Annotated in this window: 15 protein-coding genes and 1 tRNA gene; 4 read left to right on the top strand and 12 right to left on the bottom strand. The window is 73.5% G+C overall.

Annotation, left to right across the window (positions count from 1 at the left end):
- Positions 1–7: 7 nt before the first annotated feature.
- Positions 8–1,414 carry a tetratricopeptide repeat protein gene (locus Tsedi_RS07675; protein ID WP_143895288.1) on the bottom strand — a complete coding sequence of 469 codons (1,407 nt, stop codon included), beginning with the start codon at positions 1,412–1,414 and terminating at the stop codon, positions 8–10.
- 42 nt (positions 1,415–1,456) lie between these two features.
- Between Tsedi_RS07675 and mutM the strand changes: the two genes are divergently transcribed.
- Both mutM and mutY read left to right on the top strand, forming a co-directional pair.
- Positions 1,457–2,266, top strand: coding sequence for a bifunctional DNA-formamidopyrimidine glycosylase/DNA-(apurinic or apyrimidinic site) lyase (mutM, locus tag Tsedi_RS07670; protein WP_143895286.1), 810 nt, complete (start codon positions 1,457–1,459; stop codon positions 2,264–2,266).
- Positions 2,263–3,363: an A/G-specific adenine glycosylase gene (gene mutY / locus Tsedi_RS07665; RefSeq protein ID WP_143895284.1), complete on the top strand. Its 1,101-nt coding sequence runs from the start codon at positions 2,263–2,265 to the stop codon at positions 3,361–3,363. Before mutM ends, mutY begins: the two co-directional genes overlap by 4 nt.
- Here mutY and rapZ read toward each other — a convergent pair.
- The 3 genes from rapZ to Tsedi_RS07650 are packed head-to-tail and all read right to left on the bottom strand — an operon-like array spanning position 3,330 to position 6,824.
- Complete coding sequence (rapZ, locus tag Tsedi_RS07660) at positions 3,330–4,214, bottom strand: RNase adapter RapZ (protein WP_143895282.1); 885 nt, start codon at positions 4,212–4,214, stop codon at positions 3,330–3,332. The genes mutY and rapZ overlap by 34 nt on opposite strands.
- Positions 4,211–5,860, bottom strand: coding sequence for a DNA repair protein RecN (recN, locus tag Tsedi_RS07655; RefSeq protein WP_143895280.1), 1,650 nt, complete (start codon positions 5,858–5,860; stop codon positions 4,211–4,213). Before recN ends, rapZ begins: the two co-directional genes overlap by 4 nt.
- 28 nt (positions 5,861–5,888) lie before the next feature.
- Positions 5,889–6,824 carry an NAD kinase gene (locus Tsedi_RS07650; RefSeq protein ID WP_143895277.1) on the bottom strand — a complete coding sequence of 312 codons (936 nt, stop codon included), beginning with the start codon at positions 6,822–6,824 and terminating at the stop codon, positions 5,889–5,891.
- A gap of 36 nt (positions 6,825–6,860) precedes the next feature.
- Here Tsedi_RS07650 and hrcA point away from each other — a divergent pair, with 36 nt between their 5' ends.
- Positions 6,861–7,883 carry a heat-inducible transcriptional repressor HrcA gene (gene hrcA / locus Tsedi_RS07645; protein WP_143895377.1) on the top strand — a complete coding sequence of 341 codons (1,023 nt, stop codon included), beginning with the start codon at positions 6,861–6,863 and terminating at the stop codon, positions 7,881–7,883.
- A gap of 108 nt (positions 7,884–7,991) precedes the next feature.
- A tRNA-Ile gene (locus tag Tsedi_RS07640) sits at positions 7,992–8,068 on the top strand.
- A 130-nt stretch (positions 8,069–8,198) separates the two neighbouring features.
- Here Tsedi_RS07640 and Tsedi_RS07635 read toward each other — a convergent pair.
- The 8 genes from Tsedi_RS07635 to ribBA all read right to left on the bottom strand — a co-directional run bounded on the left by Tsedi_RS07635 (position 8,199) and on the right by ribBA (position 13,537).
- Positions 8,199–8,735, bottom strand: a complete 537-nt coding sequence (locus tag Tsedi_RS07635) for a DUF3782 domain-containing protein (RefSeq protein WP_143895275.1) — start codon at positions 8,733–8,735, stop codon at positions 8,199–8,201.
- Positions 8,736–8,940: 205 nt separating this feature from the next.
- Positions 8,941–9,771 carry a cell envelope integrity protein TolA gene (gene tolA / locus Tsedi_RS07630; protein WP_143895273.1) on the bottom strand — a complete coding sequence of 277 codons (831 nt, stop codon included), beginning with the start codon at positions 9,769–9,771 and terminating at the stop codon, positions 8,941–8,943.
- Positions 9,772–9,788: 17 nt separating this feature from the next.
- Positions 9,789–10,235, bottom strand: a complete 447-nt coding sequence (locus Tsedi_RS07625) for an ExbD/TolR family protein (RefSeq protein ID WP_143895271.1) — start codon at positions 10,233–10,235, stop codon at positions 9,789–9,791.
- Positions 10,236–10,265: 30 nt separating this feature from the next.
- The gene (gene tolQ / locus Tsedi_RS07620) at positions 10,266–10,943 is read right to left on the bottom strand and encodes a protein TolQ (RefSeq protein WP_143895269.1); all 678 of its coding nucleotides are present in this window, start codon (positions 10,941–10,943) and stop codon (positions 10,266–10,268) included.
- Positions 10,940–11,413: a tol-pal system-associated acyl-CoA thioesterase gene (gene ybgC, locus Tsedi_RS07615; RefSeq protein WP_281280123.1), complete on the bottom strand. Its 474-nt coding sequence runs from the start codon at positions 11,411–11,413 to the stop codon at positions 10,940–10,942. Before ybgC ends, tolQ begins: the two co-directional genes overlap by 4 nt.
- The gene (nusB, locus tag Tsedi_RS07610; protein WP_425472747.1) at positions 11,391–11,855 is read right to left on the bottom strand and encodes a transcription antitermination factor NusB; all 465 of its coding nucleotides are present in this window, start codon (positions 11,853–11,855) and stop codon (positions 11,391–11,393) included. The genes ybgC and nusB overlap by 23 nt, the downstream gene beginning before the upstream one ends.
- 51 nt (positions 11,856–11,906) lie before the next feature.
- Positions 11,907–12,377 (bottom strand): 6,7-dimethyl-8-ribityllumazine synthase, encoded by a 471-nt coding sequence (ribH, locus tag Tsedi_RS07605; RefSeq protein ID WP_143895265.1) that lies wholly within the window; start codon positions 12,375–12,377, stop codon positions 11,907–11,909.
- Complete coding sequence (gene ribBA / locus Tsedi_RS07600; protein ID WP_143895263.1) at positions 12,374–13,537, bottom strand: bifunctional 3,4-dihydroxy-2-butanone-4-phosphate synthase/GTP cyclohydrolase II; 1,164 nt, start codon at positions 13,535–13,537, stop codon at positions 12,374–12,376. Before ribBA ends, ribH begins: the two co-directional genes overlap by 4 nt.
- Positions 13,538–13,562: the final 25 nt, after the last annotated feature.

Below are 13,562 nucleotides of genomic sequence, written 5' to 3'. Positions count from 1 at the left end.
CGAAGGGTCAGGGTTCGACGCCGAAGCGGCGCAGCGTCTCGCGCAGCGTGCGGTTGCGCGCATCCAGCTCGCGGCCCTGGCGCCAGACGCGCCGCGCCTCGTCCTGCTCGCCCAGCACCCACAGCACCTCGCCCAGGTGCGCCGCGATCTCGGCGTCGGGCCTGAGCTCCATCGCGCGCGCCAGCCAGCGGCGCGCCTCGGCGAGGTTGCCGAGCCGGTACTCCACCCAGCCGAGGCTGTCCATGATGTAGCCGTCGTCCGGAGCGCGGCGCAGTGCCTCCTGGATCAGCTGGCGGGCTTCTTCCAGCCGCTCGCCGCGGTCGGCCAGCGAGTAGCCCAGCGCGTTGTAGGCGTGCGGGTCGTCCGGACGGCGCGCGATCAGGTCGCGCAGCAGCCGCTCCATCTCGTCGTGGCGGCCCAGGCGCTCGGCGGCCAGCGCCAGCTCGTAGCCAAGGTCGGCATCGTCCGGCTCGGCGCGCAGCGCCTCGGCCAGCGTGTCGTAGGCGGCCTGGTCGCGACCGTCCTCGCGCAGCACGCGCGCCTGCACCAGGCGCACGCGGCGCCGCTCGGCCGCGTCGCGCGCCGGGCTTTCGGCCAGCAGCGCCAGCGCGGCCTCCGTCTCGCCACGGCGCGCCAGCGCCTGCGCCCAGGCGACGTGGACGTCGATGCCGCCGTCGCGGCGGACGCGCGCGGCCTGCAGGTGCCGCTGCAGCAGCGCCGTGGCGGCTGCCGGGTGGGCATCCAGCAGTTCCACCGCGAGCAGCGCGCCGGCGGGATGGGCGGCATCGGCCTGCACGGCTCGGGTGGCCGCCTGCAGCGCCTCGTCCTTGGCACCGGCCTGCAGCTGCACCGCGCCCAGCGCAGCCCAGGCCGCCGCGGCGGTGGCCGGCTCGTTGAGCCAGGGCTGCAGCGCGGTGCGCGCGGCGGCCACCGCCTGGGAGGCGTCACCCGCTCGGCGCAGGAGCGCGGGAACCGCCCCGATCAGCTCCAGCCGCCGCGCCGGCGTGGCCACGCGCAGCCAGTCGCGCAGCGCCGTCCCGAGCTCGCCGGGACGCTGCAGCCCGGCCAGCAGCTGCAGCTGCACGCGTCGCGCTTCCTCGTCGTCGGGATGGGCGCGCACCCACGCGGCGGCGGCATCCAGCGCCGCCTGGGGCGCGCGCCCGGCCAGCGCGATGTCGATCGCGCGGCGGTACAGCTGCGGATGACCGCTGCGCCGCGCCGCCTCCAGCGTCAGCGAATAGGCCGCCCCAGGGTTGTCGCGCCGGGTGAGCTCGGCCAGCAGCAGCTGATACAGCAGCTCGGCATCCATGCCCGGTGCTGCGCCAGCGGCCGTCCGCCCCTGCGCCGCGGCGCAACCGCCGGCGCCGAGCGCGGCCACCAGCACGGGCAGAAGCAGCAGGCGCAGCCAGGACATGCGGCCATCATAATCGAGCCCTTGCCAGTCTGCCCGCCGCCCATGCCCGAACTGCCCGAAGTCGAGGTCACCCGTCTGCGCATCGCCCCGGCGCTGGAGGGGGCGCGGCTGCTGGCCGTGCGGCTGGGCAAGCCGCTGCGCTGGCCGCTGGGCGTGGCGCCGCAGGCGCTGGCCGGCCGCGTGGTGCAGGCGGTGCGGCGGCGCGGCAAATACCTGCTGTTGCGGCTCGACCACGGGCTGCTGGTGGTGCACCTGGGCATGTCCGGCAGCCTGACGTGGCTGGCGCAGGCGCCGCCGCCGGGGCCGCACGACCACGCCGACCTCGTCACCGACCGCGGTACGCTGCGGCTGCACGATCCGCGCCGCTTCGGCGCCGTCCTGTATGCCGACGGCGAGGACGATGGGCGCGTGAAGAAGCTCCTGGACGGGCTCGGCGTTGAGCCGCTGACGCCGGACTTCACCCCGGAGGCGCTGGCGGCCGGCCTGCGGGGGCGGCGCGCACCGATCAAGGCGGTGCTGCTGGGCGGTGACGTGGTGGTGGGGGTGGGCAACATCTACGCCAGCGAGTCGCTGTTTCTGGCAGGCATCCGGCCGACCACGCCGGCGGCGCGGCTCGGGCGCGCGCGCATCGGGCGGTTGCACGCAGCGATCCGGCAGGTGCTGCAACAGGCCGTCGAGGCCGGTGGCAGCTCCCTGCGCGACTTCCGCGTCAACGGCCAGTCGGGGCATTTCCAGCAGGACCTGTGGGTCTACGGCCGCGCCGGCCAGCCCTGCCGCGCGTGCGGCACGCCGATCCGCCTGCTGCGCCAGGGCCAGCGCTCCAGCTTCTACTGCCCGCGCTGCCAGCGATGAGCGGGCGCGGCGATGACGTCTTCGCCCGCGTGGTGGCGTGGCAGCGCCGCCACGGCCGCCACGGTCTGCCGTGGCAGGGCACGCGCGATCCCTATCGCGTCTGGGTGTCGGAGATCATGCTGCAGCAGACGCAGGTCGCCACCGTGCTGCGCTACTACGAACGGTTCATCGCGCGTTTTCCCGACGTGCAGGCGCTGGCGCGCGCGGCGCAGGACGACGTGCTGGCGGCCTGGAGCGGGCTGGGCTACTACCGGCGGGCCCGGCTGCTGCACGCCGCGGCGCAGCACGTGGTCGAGCGTCTCGGCGGTCGCCTGCCGCAGGACTTCGACGGCTGGCGCGCGCTGCCCGGCGTGGGCGACTCGACCGCCGCGGCCATCGCGGCGTTCTGCCATGGACAGCGCGTCTCGATCCTGGATGGGAACGTGCGCCGGGTGCTGCAGCGCTGGTGGGCCGATGACGGCGAGGCGACGCGGCCGGCGGGGCAGCGCGCGCTGTGGCGGCGCGCGCAGGCGCTGCTGCCGCCCGACGCCAGCCCGCAGGAGATGGCCGCCTACACGCAAGGACTGATGGATCTGGGCGCCACGGTCTGCACCCGCCAGCGTCCGCGCTGCGACGCCTGTCCGCTGCGCGCCGACTGCGCCGCCCATGCGAGCGGCACGCCTGCCGCATGGCCGCGGCCGCCGGTGCGCGCGCCACGGCGCGTGCTGACCTGGTGGCTGCTGCTGCCGGTGCGGCCGGACGGCAGCTGCTGGCTGCAACGGCGCGCGCCGGGCGGCATCTGGGGCGGCCTGTGGACGCCGCCGGTGCTGGAGGGCGACGCCGACGGGCAGGCGCTTGCGGCGCGGGCGCAGGTCGCGGGTCTGGAAGTTCAGTGGCTCGAGCCGTTGGCGCATGCGCTGACGCACCGCGACCTGCGGCTGCAGCGCGCGGTGGTGCGGTGGCCGCACGAGGCTGCAGCCGCGCCAACGCTGCCCGGCGTGCAACCGCAGCAGGGGGCGTGGTGGGCGCCGGCGGCGGCGCTGGCGCTCGGTCTGCCGGCGCCGGTGCGCGCCTGGCTGCGGGATCAACCGCCCGCGCCGGCGTCGAGCTCGCGGTGACGGCGCAGCACCGGCCAGCCGTCGGCGAAGCGCGCGGCCAGGCGCTCGACCAGGTAGACCGAGCGGTGCTGCCCGCCGGTGCAGCCCACCGCCACGGTGACGTAGCTGCGGTGGTCGCGCTGCAGCGCCGGCAGCCAGCGGCGCAGCAGGCCGGTGATGTCGTCCAGCAGTTGGGCAACCTGCGGCTCGGCATCCAGGTAGGCCGCCACCGGCGCGTCACGGCCGGTCAGGGGACGCAGTTCCGGCTCGTAGTGGGGGTTGGGCAGCATGCGCGCGTCGAAGACGAAGTCGGCATCGACCGGCACGCCGCGCTTGAAGGCGAAGGACTCGAACACCAGCGTCAGCGTGGCCGGCGCCGGCGCCAGCAGCGCCTTGACCTCGGTGCGCAGCTGCGCGGCGCGCAGGTGGCTGGTGTCCAGCACCAGCGCACCCTCGCGCAGCTCGGCCAGCAGCTCGCGCTCCAGCCGCAGCGCCTCCAGCAGCGCGCGGCGCTGGTCGTGGCTGCCGCGCACCGAAAGCGGATGCAGCCGCCGCGTCTCCGAGAAGCGCCGCACCAGCACGTCGTCGCTGGCGTCGAGGAACAGCACCGTCAGCGTCAGCCCCTGCGCACGCAGCGCCCGCAGCCGCTGCGGCAGCTGCGGCAGCGAGCCGGCGCTGCGCACGTCGATGGCCAGCGCCACGCGCTGCGCGCCGTGGCGCTGCTCCACGGCCACGAACGCCTCCAGCAGCTCCGGCGGCAGGTTGTCGACGCAATAGAAGCCGGCGTCCTCCAGCGCGTGCAGCGCCACCGACTTGCCGGACCCCGACATGCCGGTGATCAGCACGAGCTGCAGCGGGGTGGGCGCGTTCATGCCTGCAGCAGCTCCCGCGCGTGGGCGACGGCGGCGGTGGAGTCGCCGCTGCCGCCCAGCATGCGCGCGATCTCGTGCACGCGTTCGTGCGCCTGCAGCGCGGCGACGTCGCTGACGGTGGCGCCGCCGCGCGCCACCTTGGTCACGCACAGGTGGTGGTGCGCGCGCGCGGCCACCTGCGGCAGATGGGTGACGGCCAGCACCTGGCGCTGCGCACCCAGCTCGCGCAGCAGGCGCCCCACCGTGTGCGCGACCGCCCCGCCGATGCCGCTGTCGATCTCGTCGAAGATGAGGGTGGGGGCCTCGCCGACGGCGCTGGTGGCCACCGCGATGGCCAGCGCCAGCCGCGACAGCTCGCCGCCCGAGGCGACCCGCGCCACCGGACGCGGGGTGGCGCCGGCATGCCCGGCCACCAGCAGCTCGACGCGTTCCAGCCCGTGCGCGGCCGGCTCGGCCAGCGGCTCCAGAAGCACCTCGAAGCGCCCGCCCTCCATGCCCAGCGTCGGCAGCAGCGCGCTGACCGCCGCGCCGAGCCGCTCGGCTGCCGACGCACGCGCGGCCGAGACGGCCCGCGCCACCTCCAGGTAACGCCGGCGCGCCTGCTCCGCCGCCGCCGCCAGCGCCTCGAGGTCGGCCGCCTGCTCCAGCGCCTGCAGCCGTTGCCGCCAGGCCTTCAGCCGGGCCGGCAGCTCCTGCGGCAGGCAGCGGTGGCGCCGGGCCAGCGCCACCCAGCGGCCCAGCCGCTCGTCCAGCGCCGCCAGCGTGTCGGGATCGAGCTCGGTGTGATGCAGCAGGTGCTGCAGGTCGCGGCAGGCGTCGTCGACCTGCGCCAGCGCGCCCTGCAGCACCTCGGCCAATTCGCCGTAGCGCGGCTCGATGTGCGCCTGCGCGCGCAGTGCCGCGATGGCCTGCGCCAGCAGCCGGTGGGCACTGAGCTCGCGGCTGTCCAGCGCCTCCAGCGCCTCGTGCGCGGCGTCCAGCAGTGCCTGCGCGTGCGCCAGCCGCGCGTGCTGGCGGTTGAGTTCGTCCCACTCGTCGTCGCCCGGTTCGAGGCGCGCCACCTCGTCGATCTGCCACTGCAGCCGCTCGCGCTCCTGCTGCAGCGTCTGCTGGCGCTGACGGGCCTGCTCCAGCCCGGCCTGCGCCGCGCGCCAGACGTCCCAGGCCGCGCGCAACGGGCCGGTGTCGATGCGGCCGTAGCCGTCCAGCAGCGCGCGCACCGCCTCCGGCCGCGTCAGCCCCTGCCAGGCGTGCTGACCATGGATTTCCACCAGCCATTGCGCCAGCGTGCGCAGCTGCGTCGCCGTGGCCGCCCCGCCGTTGATCCAGGCGCGGCTGCGCCCCTGCGCGTCGACCACCCGGCGCAGCAGCAGCGGCTCGCCGTCGCCGGGTTCGAAACCCTGCTCGGCCAGCCAGGCGCGCGCCGCCACCGGCACGTCGAACTCGCCGGCCACCTCGGCGCGCGCGGCACCCTCGCGCACGACGCCGGCATCCGCCCGCTCGCCCAGCAGCAGCTGCAGCGCGTCGATCAGGATCGACTTGCCCGCCCCAGTCTCGCCGGTCAGCGCCGTGAAGCCGCCCTCCAGTTCCAGCTCGAGCCGCTCGACGATGACGAAGTCGCGGATCGTCAGCCGCTGCCAAGCCATGGTCCGCCGTCTCCTCCTCGATGCCGGATCATGCCACCACGCCCTCGTTCCAGTGCAGTTTGCCGCGCAGCGTGTCGAAGTAATTCCAGCCCAGCGGATGCAGCAGCCGCAGCACGTGCTGCGAGCGCCGCACGACGATGCGGTCGCCCTCCAGCAGGCTGGTGAAGGTCTGCATGTCGAAGTGGGCGCTGGGCTCGCGCGCGGCCACCACCTCGATGGCGATGGTGCTGCCGGCCGGCAGCACCACCGGCCGGTTCGACAGCGTGTGCGGCGCGATCGGCACCATCACCCAGCCATCGATGGCCGGATGCAGCAAGGGCCCGCCGGCCGACAGCGCGTAGGCGGTGGAGCCGGTCGGCGACGCGATGATGAGGCCGTCGGCGCGCATGTTGGCCACGAAGTGGCCGTCCACCTCCACGCGCAGTTCCACCATGCTCGGCGCGCCGCCGCGGTTGACCACCACGTCGTTCATCGCGATGGTCTCGAACTCACAGACGCCGTCACGCCACACGCCGGCCTGCAGCAGCGCGCGGCGTTCCTCCAGGTAGGCGCCGCCCAGCATCGGGCGCAGCACCGCCTCGAAGCCGTCGAACGGAATGTCGGTGATGAAGCCGAGCCGCCCCTGGTTGATGCCGATCAGCGGCACGCCCCACGGCGCCAGCCGCCGCCCGATGCCCAGCATCGTGCCGTCGCCGCCGACCACCAGCGCGAGCTGGCAGTGCGCGCCGATGCCGGCCACGTCGGCCACGCGGTCGCCCAGCGCGCCGACGTGCTGCGCGGTGTCGTGCTCCAGTGTCACCTCGCAGCCCTGCGCATGCAGGAAGTCCACCACGCGCGCCAGCGTGGCGGCGCTGCCGCTGGCGTTGGGCTTGCCCACCAGCGCCACGCGCTCGAAACACAGCCGGCCGCTGCCGGCGGGCGTGTCCACGGCGAGGTCGCAGGGCTGCAGCGTGGCTCGATTCATGCTCAAATTACAACATGTTCTCCCGACCTTGCCATGATGCTGGATGAGCGCTCGAAACTGCTGCTGAAGGCGTTGGTGGAACGCTACATCGCCGAGGGTCAGCCGGTGGGTTCGCGCACGCTGTCCAAGGCCGCCGGGCTGGATCTGTCGCCGGCCACGATCCGCAACGTGATGAGCGACCTCGAGGAGCTGGGCCTGGTGACCAGTCCGCACACCTCGGCGGGGCGGGTGCCCACCGCGCGCGGTTACCGCTACTTCGTCGACACCATGCTGACGGTGCGCCGCGCCGAGCTGCCGCTGGAGGCGCTGCCGGGCGCGCAGGCGCTGGCGGCGGATCAGCCCAGTCAGGTGATCAGCCAGGCCGCGCAGCTGCTGTCGCAGCTGTCGCACTTCGTCGGCGTGGTGCGCGTGCCGCGGCGCCCGGTGGTGTTCCGGCACATCGAGTTCCTGCGCCTGTCGGAGCGGCGCGTGCTGGTCATCCTCGTCACGCCGGAGGGCGAGGTGCAGAACCGCATCCTGCACCCGGCCACCGAGTTCAGCCAGGAGCAGCTGCAGACCGCGGCCAACTACCTCAACGCGCACTGCGCCGGCTTGACGCTGGATGCGGTGCGCGAGCGCCTGCGCGGCGAGGTCGACGCCCTGCGCGGCGAGATCGCCGGCCTGATGGTCAAGGCGGTGGAGGCCAGCTCCGAGGCCGCACAGCAGGACGACGTCGTCATCGCCGGCGAGCGCAACCTGCTGGAGGTGGACGACTTCGCGCGTGACATGGATCACCTGCGCCGGCTGTTCGACCTGTTCGAGCAGAAGACGCAGGTCATGCGGCTGCTGGACATCTCCAGCCAGGCCGATGGCGTGCGCATCTTCATCGGCGGCGAAAGCCAGGCCGTGCCGTACGAGGAGCTGTCGGTGGTCAGCGCGCCGTTCGAGGTCGACGGCGAGGTGGTCGGCACGCTGGGCGTCATCGGCCCGCAGCGCATGCCCTACGAGCGCATGATCCAGATCGTCGACATCACCGCCAAGCTGGTGGGCAACGCGCTGAGCCAGACGCGCGGGGAGTGAGGCCGCCCCTGCGCATGGGTGGCGAACCGAGTGACCGGCTAGGCCGATACGGTGCCACCGCTGCCGCCCCAAGGCGTGGGGCGCGCGCCCTACAATCCGGAGTCGGCGGGGGCGTTAGCTCAGTCGGTCAGAGCAGGGGACTCATAATCCCTTGGTCGCAGGTTCGAGTCCTGCACGCCCTACCAAATCAATCAACGACTTGGCTTTCCGCCGAGCGGCCTTTTCGTTTCTCGACCCACTTTTTGCTGCATTTCTGCTGCACTCCGGCGGCCAAGGTGGGTTTCGGCGGAGTGAAATGCTCCCCCTGCCCACACCTTACCACCTGCGCGGTTTGAAGCCCTTGGGCGTGGTCAGCTCAAACATCTCGTCGCGGATGCGCGCGGTGTAGAGACCCGCGGCCTGCGCCTCTTCCTCCACCCCGGCGTCCCAGTCGATGCCGGCCAGAATCCCCACGCGCGCCTTGCCCTTGAGTTCCGGCAGGAAGTCGAACAGCGTCTCCAGCTGCTCGATCAGCTGGCCGATGGCCTCGCGCTTGACGCGGCTCTTGACCTCCACCACCACGACAGTGTTGACCTTGCCGTTGGCCCAGGCCAGCACGTCGTATTCGCGCTCGCGGCCATCCTTGCGGATGCGGCTGCGCGGATTGACGATTTCCATGTGAAAGCGCCGCCGCAGCAGCCGCTCCATCGTCGGCAGCGCCATGCCCTCGGCAAAATAGCCGAACTTGTCGCCCAGACCACCGATCTGGCGCTTGAGTTCGCGCAGCTGGCGGTCGGTCTCGCGGCTCTGCTCGGCCAGCGCGGCGATCATGGCCTTGAGGTCGTCCCACGAGAGGTCGGTGGTGGCAGCCATCGCGGTCGAAGCCGTATCAATCCTCGCAGTTTCAGTGTAACAGAGGCTGGGCTGGTCATCCTCGCCCCGGATGCTGCCGATCCGTGGCCTCGGCAACGCCTCGTTCCGCGCTACCGCCCCCGTGCTGGGACGCGCGCACCGTGCAACGGCGCAGCTTGGCCTCGAACAGGCGCGCCTTTCCCCTGGGCGGCCGCGCGCGTGCGGGTCATTCCTGCGGCCGAAAGCCCAGGATCAGCGTGGGCGGCACGCGGCCGTGCTCGTCGCGCGGCAGGCGGCCGGTGCGCTCGACGGCGCGCAGCACCGCTTCGTCCCAGGCGCGGTGGCCGCTGCTGCGCAGCAGGCGGCTGCTCAGGATCGTGCCGTCCGGCAGCGTGCGCACCTCCACTTCCGCGCGCGGGTTGCCCGGCACGCTGTCGGTGAAGACGATGTTGGGGCGGATCGCCGCCACCACCCGCCCGGCGTAGCTGGCCGAGGGGCCGGCCTGCAGGGTGTCGGTGCCGCGCGCCTGGGCACCGCCGGTGGCGCCAGCCTGGCCGAGGATGCGTTCGAGGTTGCGCTGGCGCTCGGCCTCCATCTGTGCCTGCAGCTCGCGTTCGCGCTGTTGGCGCTGCCGTTCGGCCTGCTGGCGCGCCTCGCGCTCGGCCTTCTCCCGCTCGGCGCGCTGCTGTGCCTGGCGGCGCGCCTCTTCCTCGCGGCGGCGCTGTTCATCGCGCTGGCGCTGCACGGCGATGTCGGCGGCTCGGGCCGGCGGGGCGGCTTCGGGTGCCGGGGCCGGCCGGGGAGGCGGCGGGGAGGGCGCCACCGCGGGCGCAGGCGGCGGGGTGACCTCCGGCTCCTGCGCGCGCGCAGCGGCGCTGCGCGGCACGCCGGCCCACAGCTCGGCGCTGACGGTGGCGGGGTTGTCGCGCTGCCAGCCGATACCCCAGGCCAGCGCGGCGATCAGCAGCCCATGCGCCAGCAGCGCCAGCAGCCACGCGCGCGCGTCCCAGCGTGGTGGCGGCGGGGCGAGGTCGAGTTCGTCGGTGGTGGCCTGCATCGCGGGGCCTGCGGGGGTCAGCGCCCGCCATCCTGCCGCACCGCCAGCCCGACGCGGGCGATGCCGGCGCGCTGCAGGGCGTCCATGGCCTGCATCACCTGCTCGTAGGTGACGCGGCGGTCGGCGCTGATGATGACCGGCGCGGGCTGGCCGTCGGCTGACGGCTCGCCCTGCAGCGCGCGCACGCGGGCGGGCAGCTCGCGCAGGCTGACCGGTTCGCCCTCGCCGCCCTGCGCGCCGTCGCGCACGCGCAGCGCGCCGTCGCGCGCCACGGTGACGAGCACGAAGCGATCGGGCTGGCGCGCGGCCTGGCCGACGCTGGGCAGCTCCACCTGCCCCGGCACGATCAGCGGCGCGGTGACCATGAAGATGATCAGCAGCACCAGCATCACGTCGATGAACGGCACCATGTTGATCTCGGTGATCGCGCGGCGTCCGTTTCCTCTGGGGGCGATGGCAGGCATCGGCGCGACTCCTTCGTCGGCGGGCGGGCCTCAGTGGCCGCCAGCGTGGCGATGCAGGATGTTGGAGAACTCCTCGATGAAGGTCTCCAGCCGGTTGGCCAGGCGGTCGATGTCGTGGGCGAAGCGGTTGTAGGCCACCACCGCCGGGATGGCGGCGAACAGCCCGATCGCGGTGGCCACCAGCGCCTCGGCGATGGCGGGCGCGACGGTGGCCAGCGTGACCTGGGTCATGCCGCCCAGCCCGGTGAAGGCGTGCATGATGCCCCACACGGTGCCGAACAGGCCGACGTAGGGCGACACCGAGCCCACCGAGCCGAGGAACGACAGGTTGACCTCCAGCGCGTCCAGCTCGCGCTGGTAGGCGGCGCGCATCGCGCGCCGGGCGCCATCCAGCAGCGCGTCGGGCTGGGTGATGCGGCGCTCGCGCAACTTGGCGAACTCGCGCATGCCGCTGGCGAAGATGCGCTCCATCGGGCTGCCGTCGCGCGCACGGTGCAGCGCGGCCTGGTACAGATCCTGCAGGTTGCCGCCGGACCAGAACTCGCGCTCGAACGCGTCGGTCAGCCGCCGCACGCGCTTGAGCGCGAAGACCTTGCGGAAGATGGCGGCCCAGCTCGTGACCGACACGCCGACCAGCAGCAGCACCACCGCCTGCACCACCCAGGAGGCGTTGAGCATCAGCTCGACGATGGAAAAGTCGTGCGTCATCGGCGTGGCGTCGTGGCGGGATCGGGTTGGGTCAGGGCCTGCAGCACCGCGGGCGGGATGCGCGCCGGGCGCAGGTCGGCACCCTGTACCCAGCCGATGCGCACACGGCCCTCGCAGATCGGCGTCAGCCCGTGCGGATCCATGCGCTGCGCGGTTTGTTCCAGCTCCAGCGTGGCGCGGCCCAGCGCGGCGATGCGCGTCTCGACGAGCAGCTGGTCGTCCAGCCGCGCCGGGTGCAGGTAGCGCACCTGCGCAGCCCCGACGACGAACATGCCGCCGGTGGCCTCGCGCAGCGCCTGCTGCTGCAGGCCGAGCCGGCGCAGCCACTCGGTGCGCGCGCGCTCGAAGAACTTCAGGTAGTTGGCGTAATAGACGATGCCGCCGGCGTCGGTGTCCTCCCAGTACACGCGCACCAGCCAGTGGTGCGGCGCGGCGGCCGCGGCGGGGTCAGGGGCGGCGGGCCGGGTCACGCAGCACCTCCTCGCCGCGCACCAGTGGCGCCAGGCGGTTGAGCACGCCGTTGACGAACTTGTGGCCGTCGGTGCCGCCGAAGGACTTGGCCAGCTCGACGCTTTCGTTGATGACGACGCGCCACGGCACGTCCGGGCAGTGCAGGAACTCGTAGGCGCCGATCCACAGCGCCGCGTGCTCCACCGGCGAAAGTTCCGCCACCGGGCGGTCCAGCAGCGGCGCCAGCCGCTCGTCCAGCTGCGGGCCTTCGGCGATGCAGCCGTGCAGCAGGGCGTCGTAATGGGCGCTGTCGGCCTTGTGAAAGCCGGTCAGGCCGCGCGTGAAGGCGTCGATGTCGGCGGGGTCGCCGCGGCCGACGAGATGCTGGTAAAGGCCCTGCAGCGCGAATTCGCGCGCGCGCGTGCGGGCCGATTTGTCCGATGATTTGGCCATGGCCCATATTGTCCCAGAGACGCCGGCCGTGCCGGTGGCCGTGGCGCGCCGGCGGCCGTTTCAGTCCAGCGGGTGGCGACGCAGCAGGTGCGCCATCTCCACCGCCACGCGCGCGGCGTCGCGCGCCTTCTCGTCCTGCCGCGCCACGGCCTGCGAGAGGTTTTCCACCGTCAGGATGGCGTTGGCGATCGGGATGTGGTGATCCAGCGCCACGCGCGTGATGCCGGCGGCCGACTCGTTGCACACCAGCTCGAAGTGGTACGTCTCGCCGCGGATCACGCAGCCCAGCGCGATCAGCGCATCGAAGCGCTCGGTGGCCGCCAGCGCCTGCAGCGCCAGCGGCACCTCCAGCGCGCCGGGCACCTGCTCCAGCACCACGTCGCCGTCGGCCACGCCGAGTGAGGCCAGCTCCGCGCGGCAGGCGGCGGCCAGCGCGTCGGTGATGCCCTGGTTGAAGCGCGCCTGCACGATACCGATGCGCAGCCCGCGGCCGTCCAGCGCCGCGCCTTCGCCCTTGTGGGCTCCCATCATGTCGGGGTTCCTTCCGTCGTCGGGGGTTGTTCGAAGCCGACCACCTCCAGCCCATAGCCGGCCATGCTGGGCATGCGCCGCGGCGCGCCCAGCAGCCGCATGCGCTGCACGCCGCAGTCGCGCAAGATCTGCGCGCCCACGCCGTAGGTGCGCAGATCCATGCGCCCGCGCTCCGGCGCCGCCGAGGCGCGCGCCGTACCCTGGAATTGCGCCAGCAGCTGCTCGGCGCTCTCGCCGGCGTTGAGCAGCACCGCCACGCCGCGGCCGGCCTGCTGCAGGTGGCGCAGGCTCGCCTCCAGGCTCCAGCTGTGCAGCCGACGGCCCACCTCCAGCGCGTCCAGCACCGACAGCGGCTCGTGCACGCGCACCGGGATCGGCTCCTCGGGGCGCCACGCGCCCACCACCAGCGCCAGGTGCACGCCACCGTCGACGCGGTCGCGGTAGGCGTGCGCGGTGAACGGGCCGAACGCCGTCAGCAGCGGGCGGCTGGCCACGCGCTGCACCAGGCTTTCGGTGCGGCTGCGGTGCTGGATCAGGTCGGCTATGGTGCCGATCTTGAGCCCGTGCCGCGCCGCGAAGCGCTGCAGATCCGGCAGGCGCGCCATCGTGCCGTCGTCGTTCATGATCTCGCAGATCACCGCTGCCGGCGTGCAGCCGGCCATCGCCGCCAGGTCGCAGCCGGCTTCGGTGTGACCAGCGCGCATCAGCACGCCGCCGTCCACCGCCTGCAGCGGGAACACGTGCCCGGGCTGCACCAGGTCTTCCGGCTTGGCATCGGGCGCCACCGCCACGCGGATGGTGTGCGCGCGGTCGGCGGCGGAAATACCGGTGGTCACGCCCTCCGCGGCCTCGATCGAGACCGTGAACGCCGTACCCATGCGCGTGCCGTTCTTCGGCACCATCGGCGGCAGCCGCAGCTGCTCGCAGCGCTGGCGCGTCAGCGTCAGGCAGATCAACCCGCGGCCGTGCTTGGCCATGAAGTTGATCGCCTCGGGCGTCACGTGGTCGGCCGCGAGCACGAGGTCGCCCTCGTTCTCGCGGTCTTCCTCATCGACGAGGATGACCATGCGGCCGGCGCGCAGCTCGGCGACGATCTCATCGACCGTGGCGATGGGGGCCGGCGGCGGTTCGGCGGCGGTGGTGGGGGTGGAGTCGGTCATCGGCAGACGGGGCGGACGGCGGCGC

The organism is Tepidimonas sediminis (genome assembly GCF_007556605.1).
In the GTDB taxonomy this organism is placed as follows: Bacteria; Pseudomonadota; Gammaproteobacteria; order Burkholderiales; family Burkholderiaceae_C; genus Tepidimonas; species Tepidimonas sediminis.
This window is presented reverse-complemented; position numbering and strand designations above follow the sequence as displayed.

Coding starts and splice junctions, on each gene's coding strand:
- Tsedi_RS07675 (WP_143895288.1), bottom strand. CDS start 1,414: ATGTCCTGGCTGCGCCTGCTGCTTCTGCCCGTGCTGGTGGCCGCGCTC.
- mutM (WP_143895286.1), top strand. CDS start 1,457: ATGCCCGAACTGCCCGAAGTCGAGGTCACCCGTCTGCGCATCGCCCCG.
- mutY (WP_143895284.1), top strand. CDS start 2,263: ATGAGCGGGCGCGGCGATGACGTCTTCGCCCGCGTGGTGGCGTGGCAG.
- rapZ (WP_143895282.1), bottom strand. CDS start 4,214: ATGAACGCGCCCACCCCGCTGCAGCTCGTGCTGATCACCGGCATGTCG.
- recN (WP_143895280.1), bottom strand. CDS start 5,860: ATGGCTTGGCAGCGGCTGACGATCCGCGACTTCGTCATCGTCGAGCGG.
- Tsedi_RS07650 (WP_143895277.1), bottom strand. CDS start 6,824: ATGAATCGAGCCACGCTGCAGCCCTGCGACCTCGCCGTGGACACGCCC.
- hrcA (WP_143895377.1), top strand. CDS start 6,861: ATGCTGGATGAGCGCTCGAAACTGCTGCTGAAGGCGTTGGTGGAACGC.
- Tsedi_RS07635 (WP_143895275.1), bottom strand. CDS start 8,735: ATGGCTGCCACCACCGACCTCTCGTGGGACGACCTCAAGGCCATGATC.
- tolA (WP_143895273.1), bottom strand. CDS start 9,771: ATGCAGGCCACCACCGACGAACTCGACCTCGCCCCGCCGCCACCACGC.
- Tsedi_RS07625 (WP_143895271.1), bottom strand. CDS start 10,235: ATGCCTGCCATCGCCCCCAGAGGAAACGGACGCCGCGCGATCACCGAG.
- tolQ (WP_143895269.1), bottom strand. CDS start 10,943: ATGACGCACGACTTTTCCATCGTCGAGCTGATGCTCAACGCCTCCTGG.
- ribH (WP_143895265.1), bottom strand. CDS start 12,377: ATGATGGGAGCCCACAAGGGCGAAGGCGCGGCGCTGGACGGCCGCGGG.
- ribBA (WP_143895263.1), bottom strand. CDS start 13,537: ATGACCGACTCCACCCCCACCACCGCCGCCGAACCGCCGCCGGCCCCC.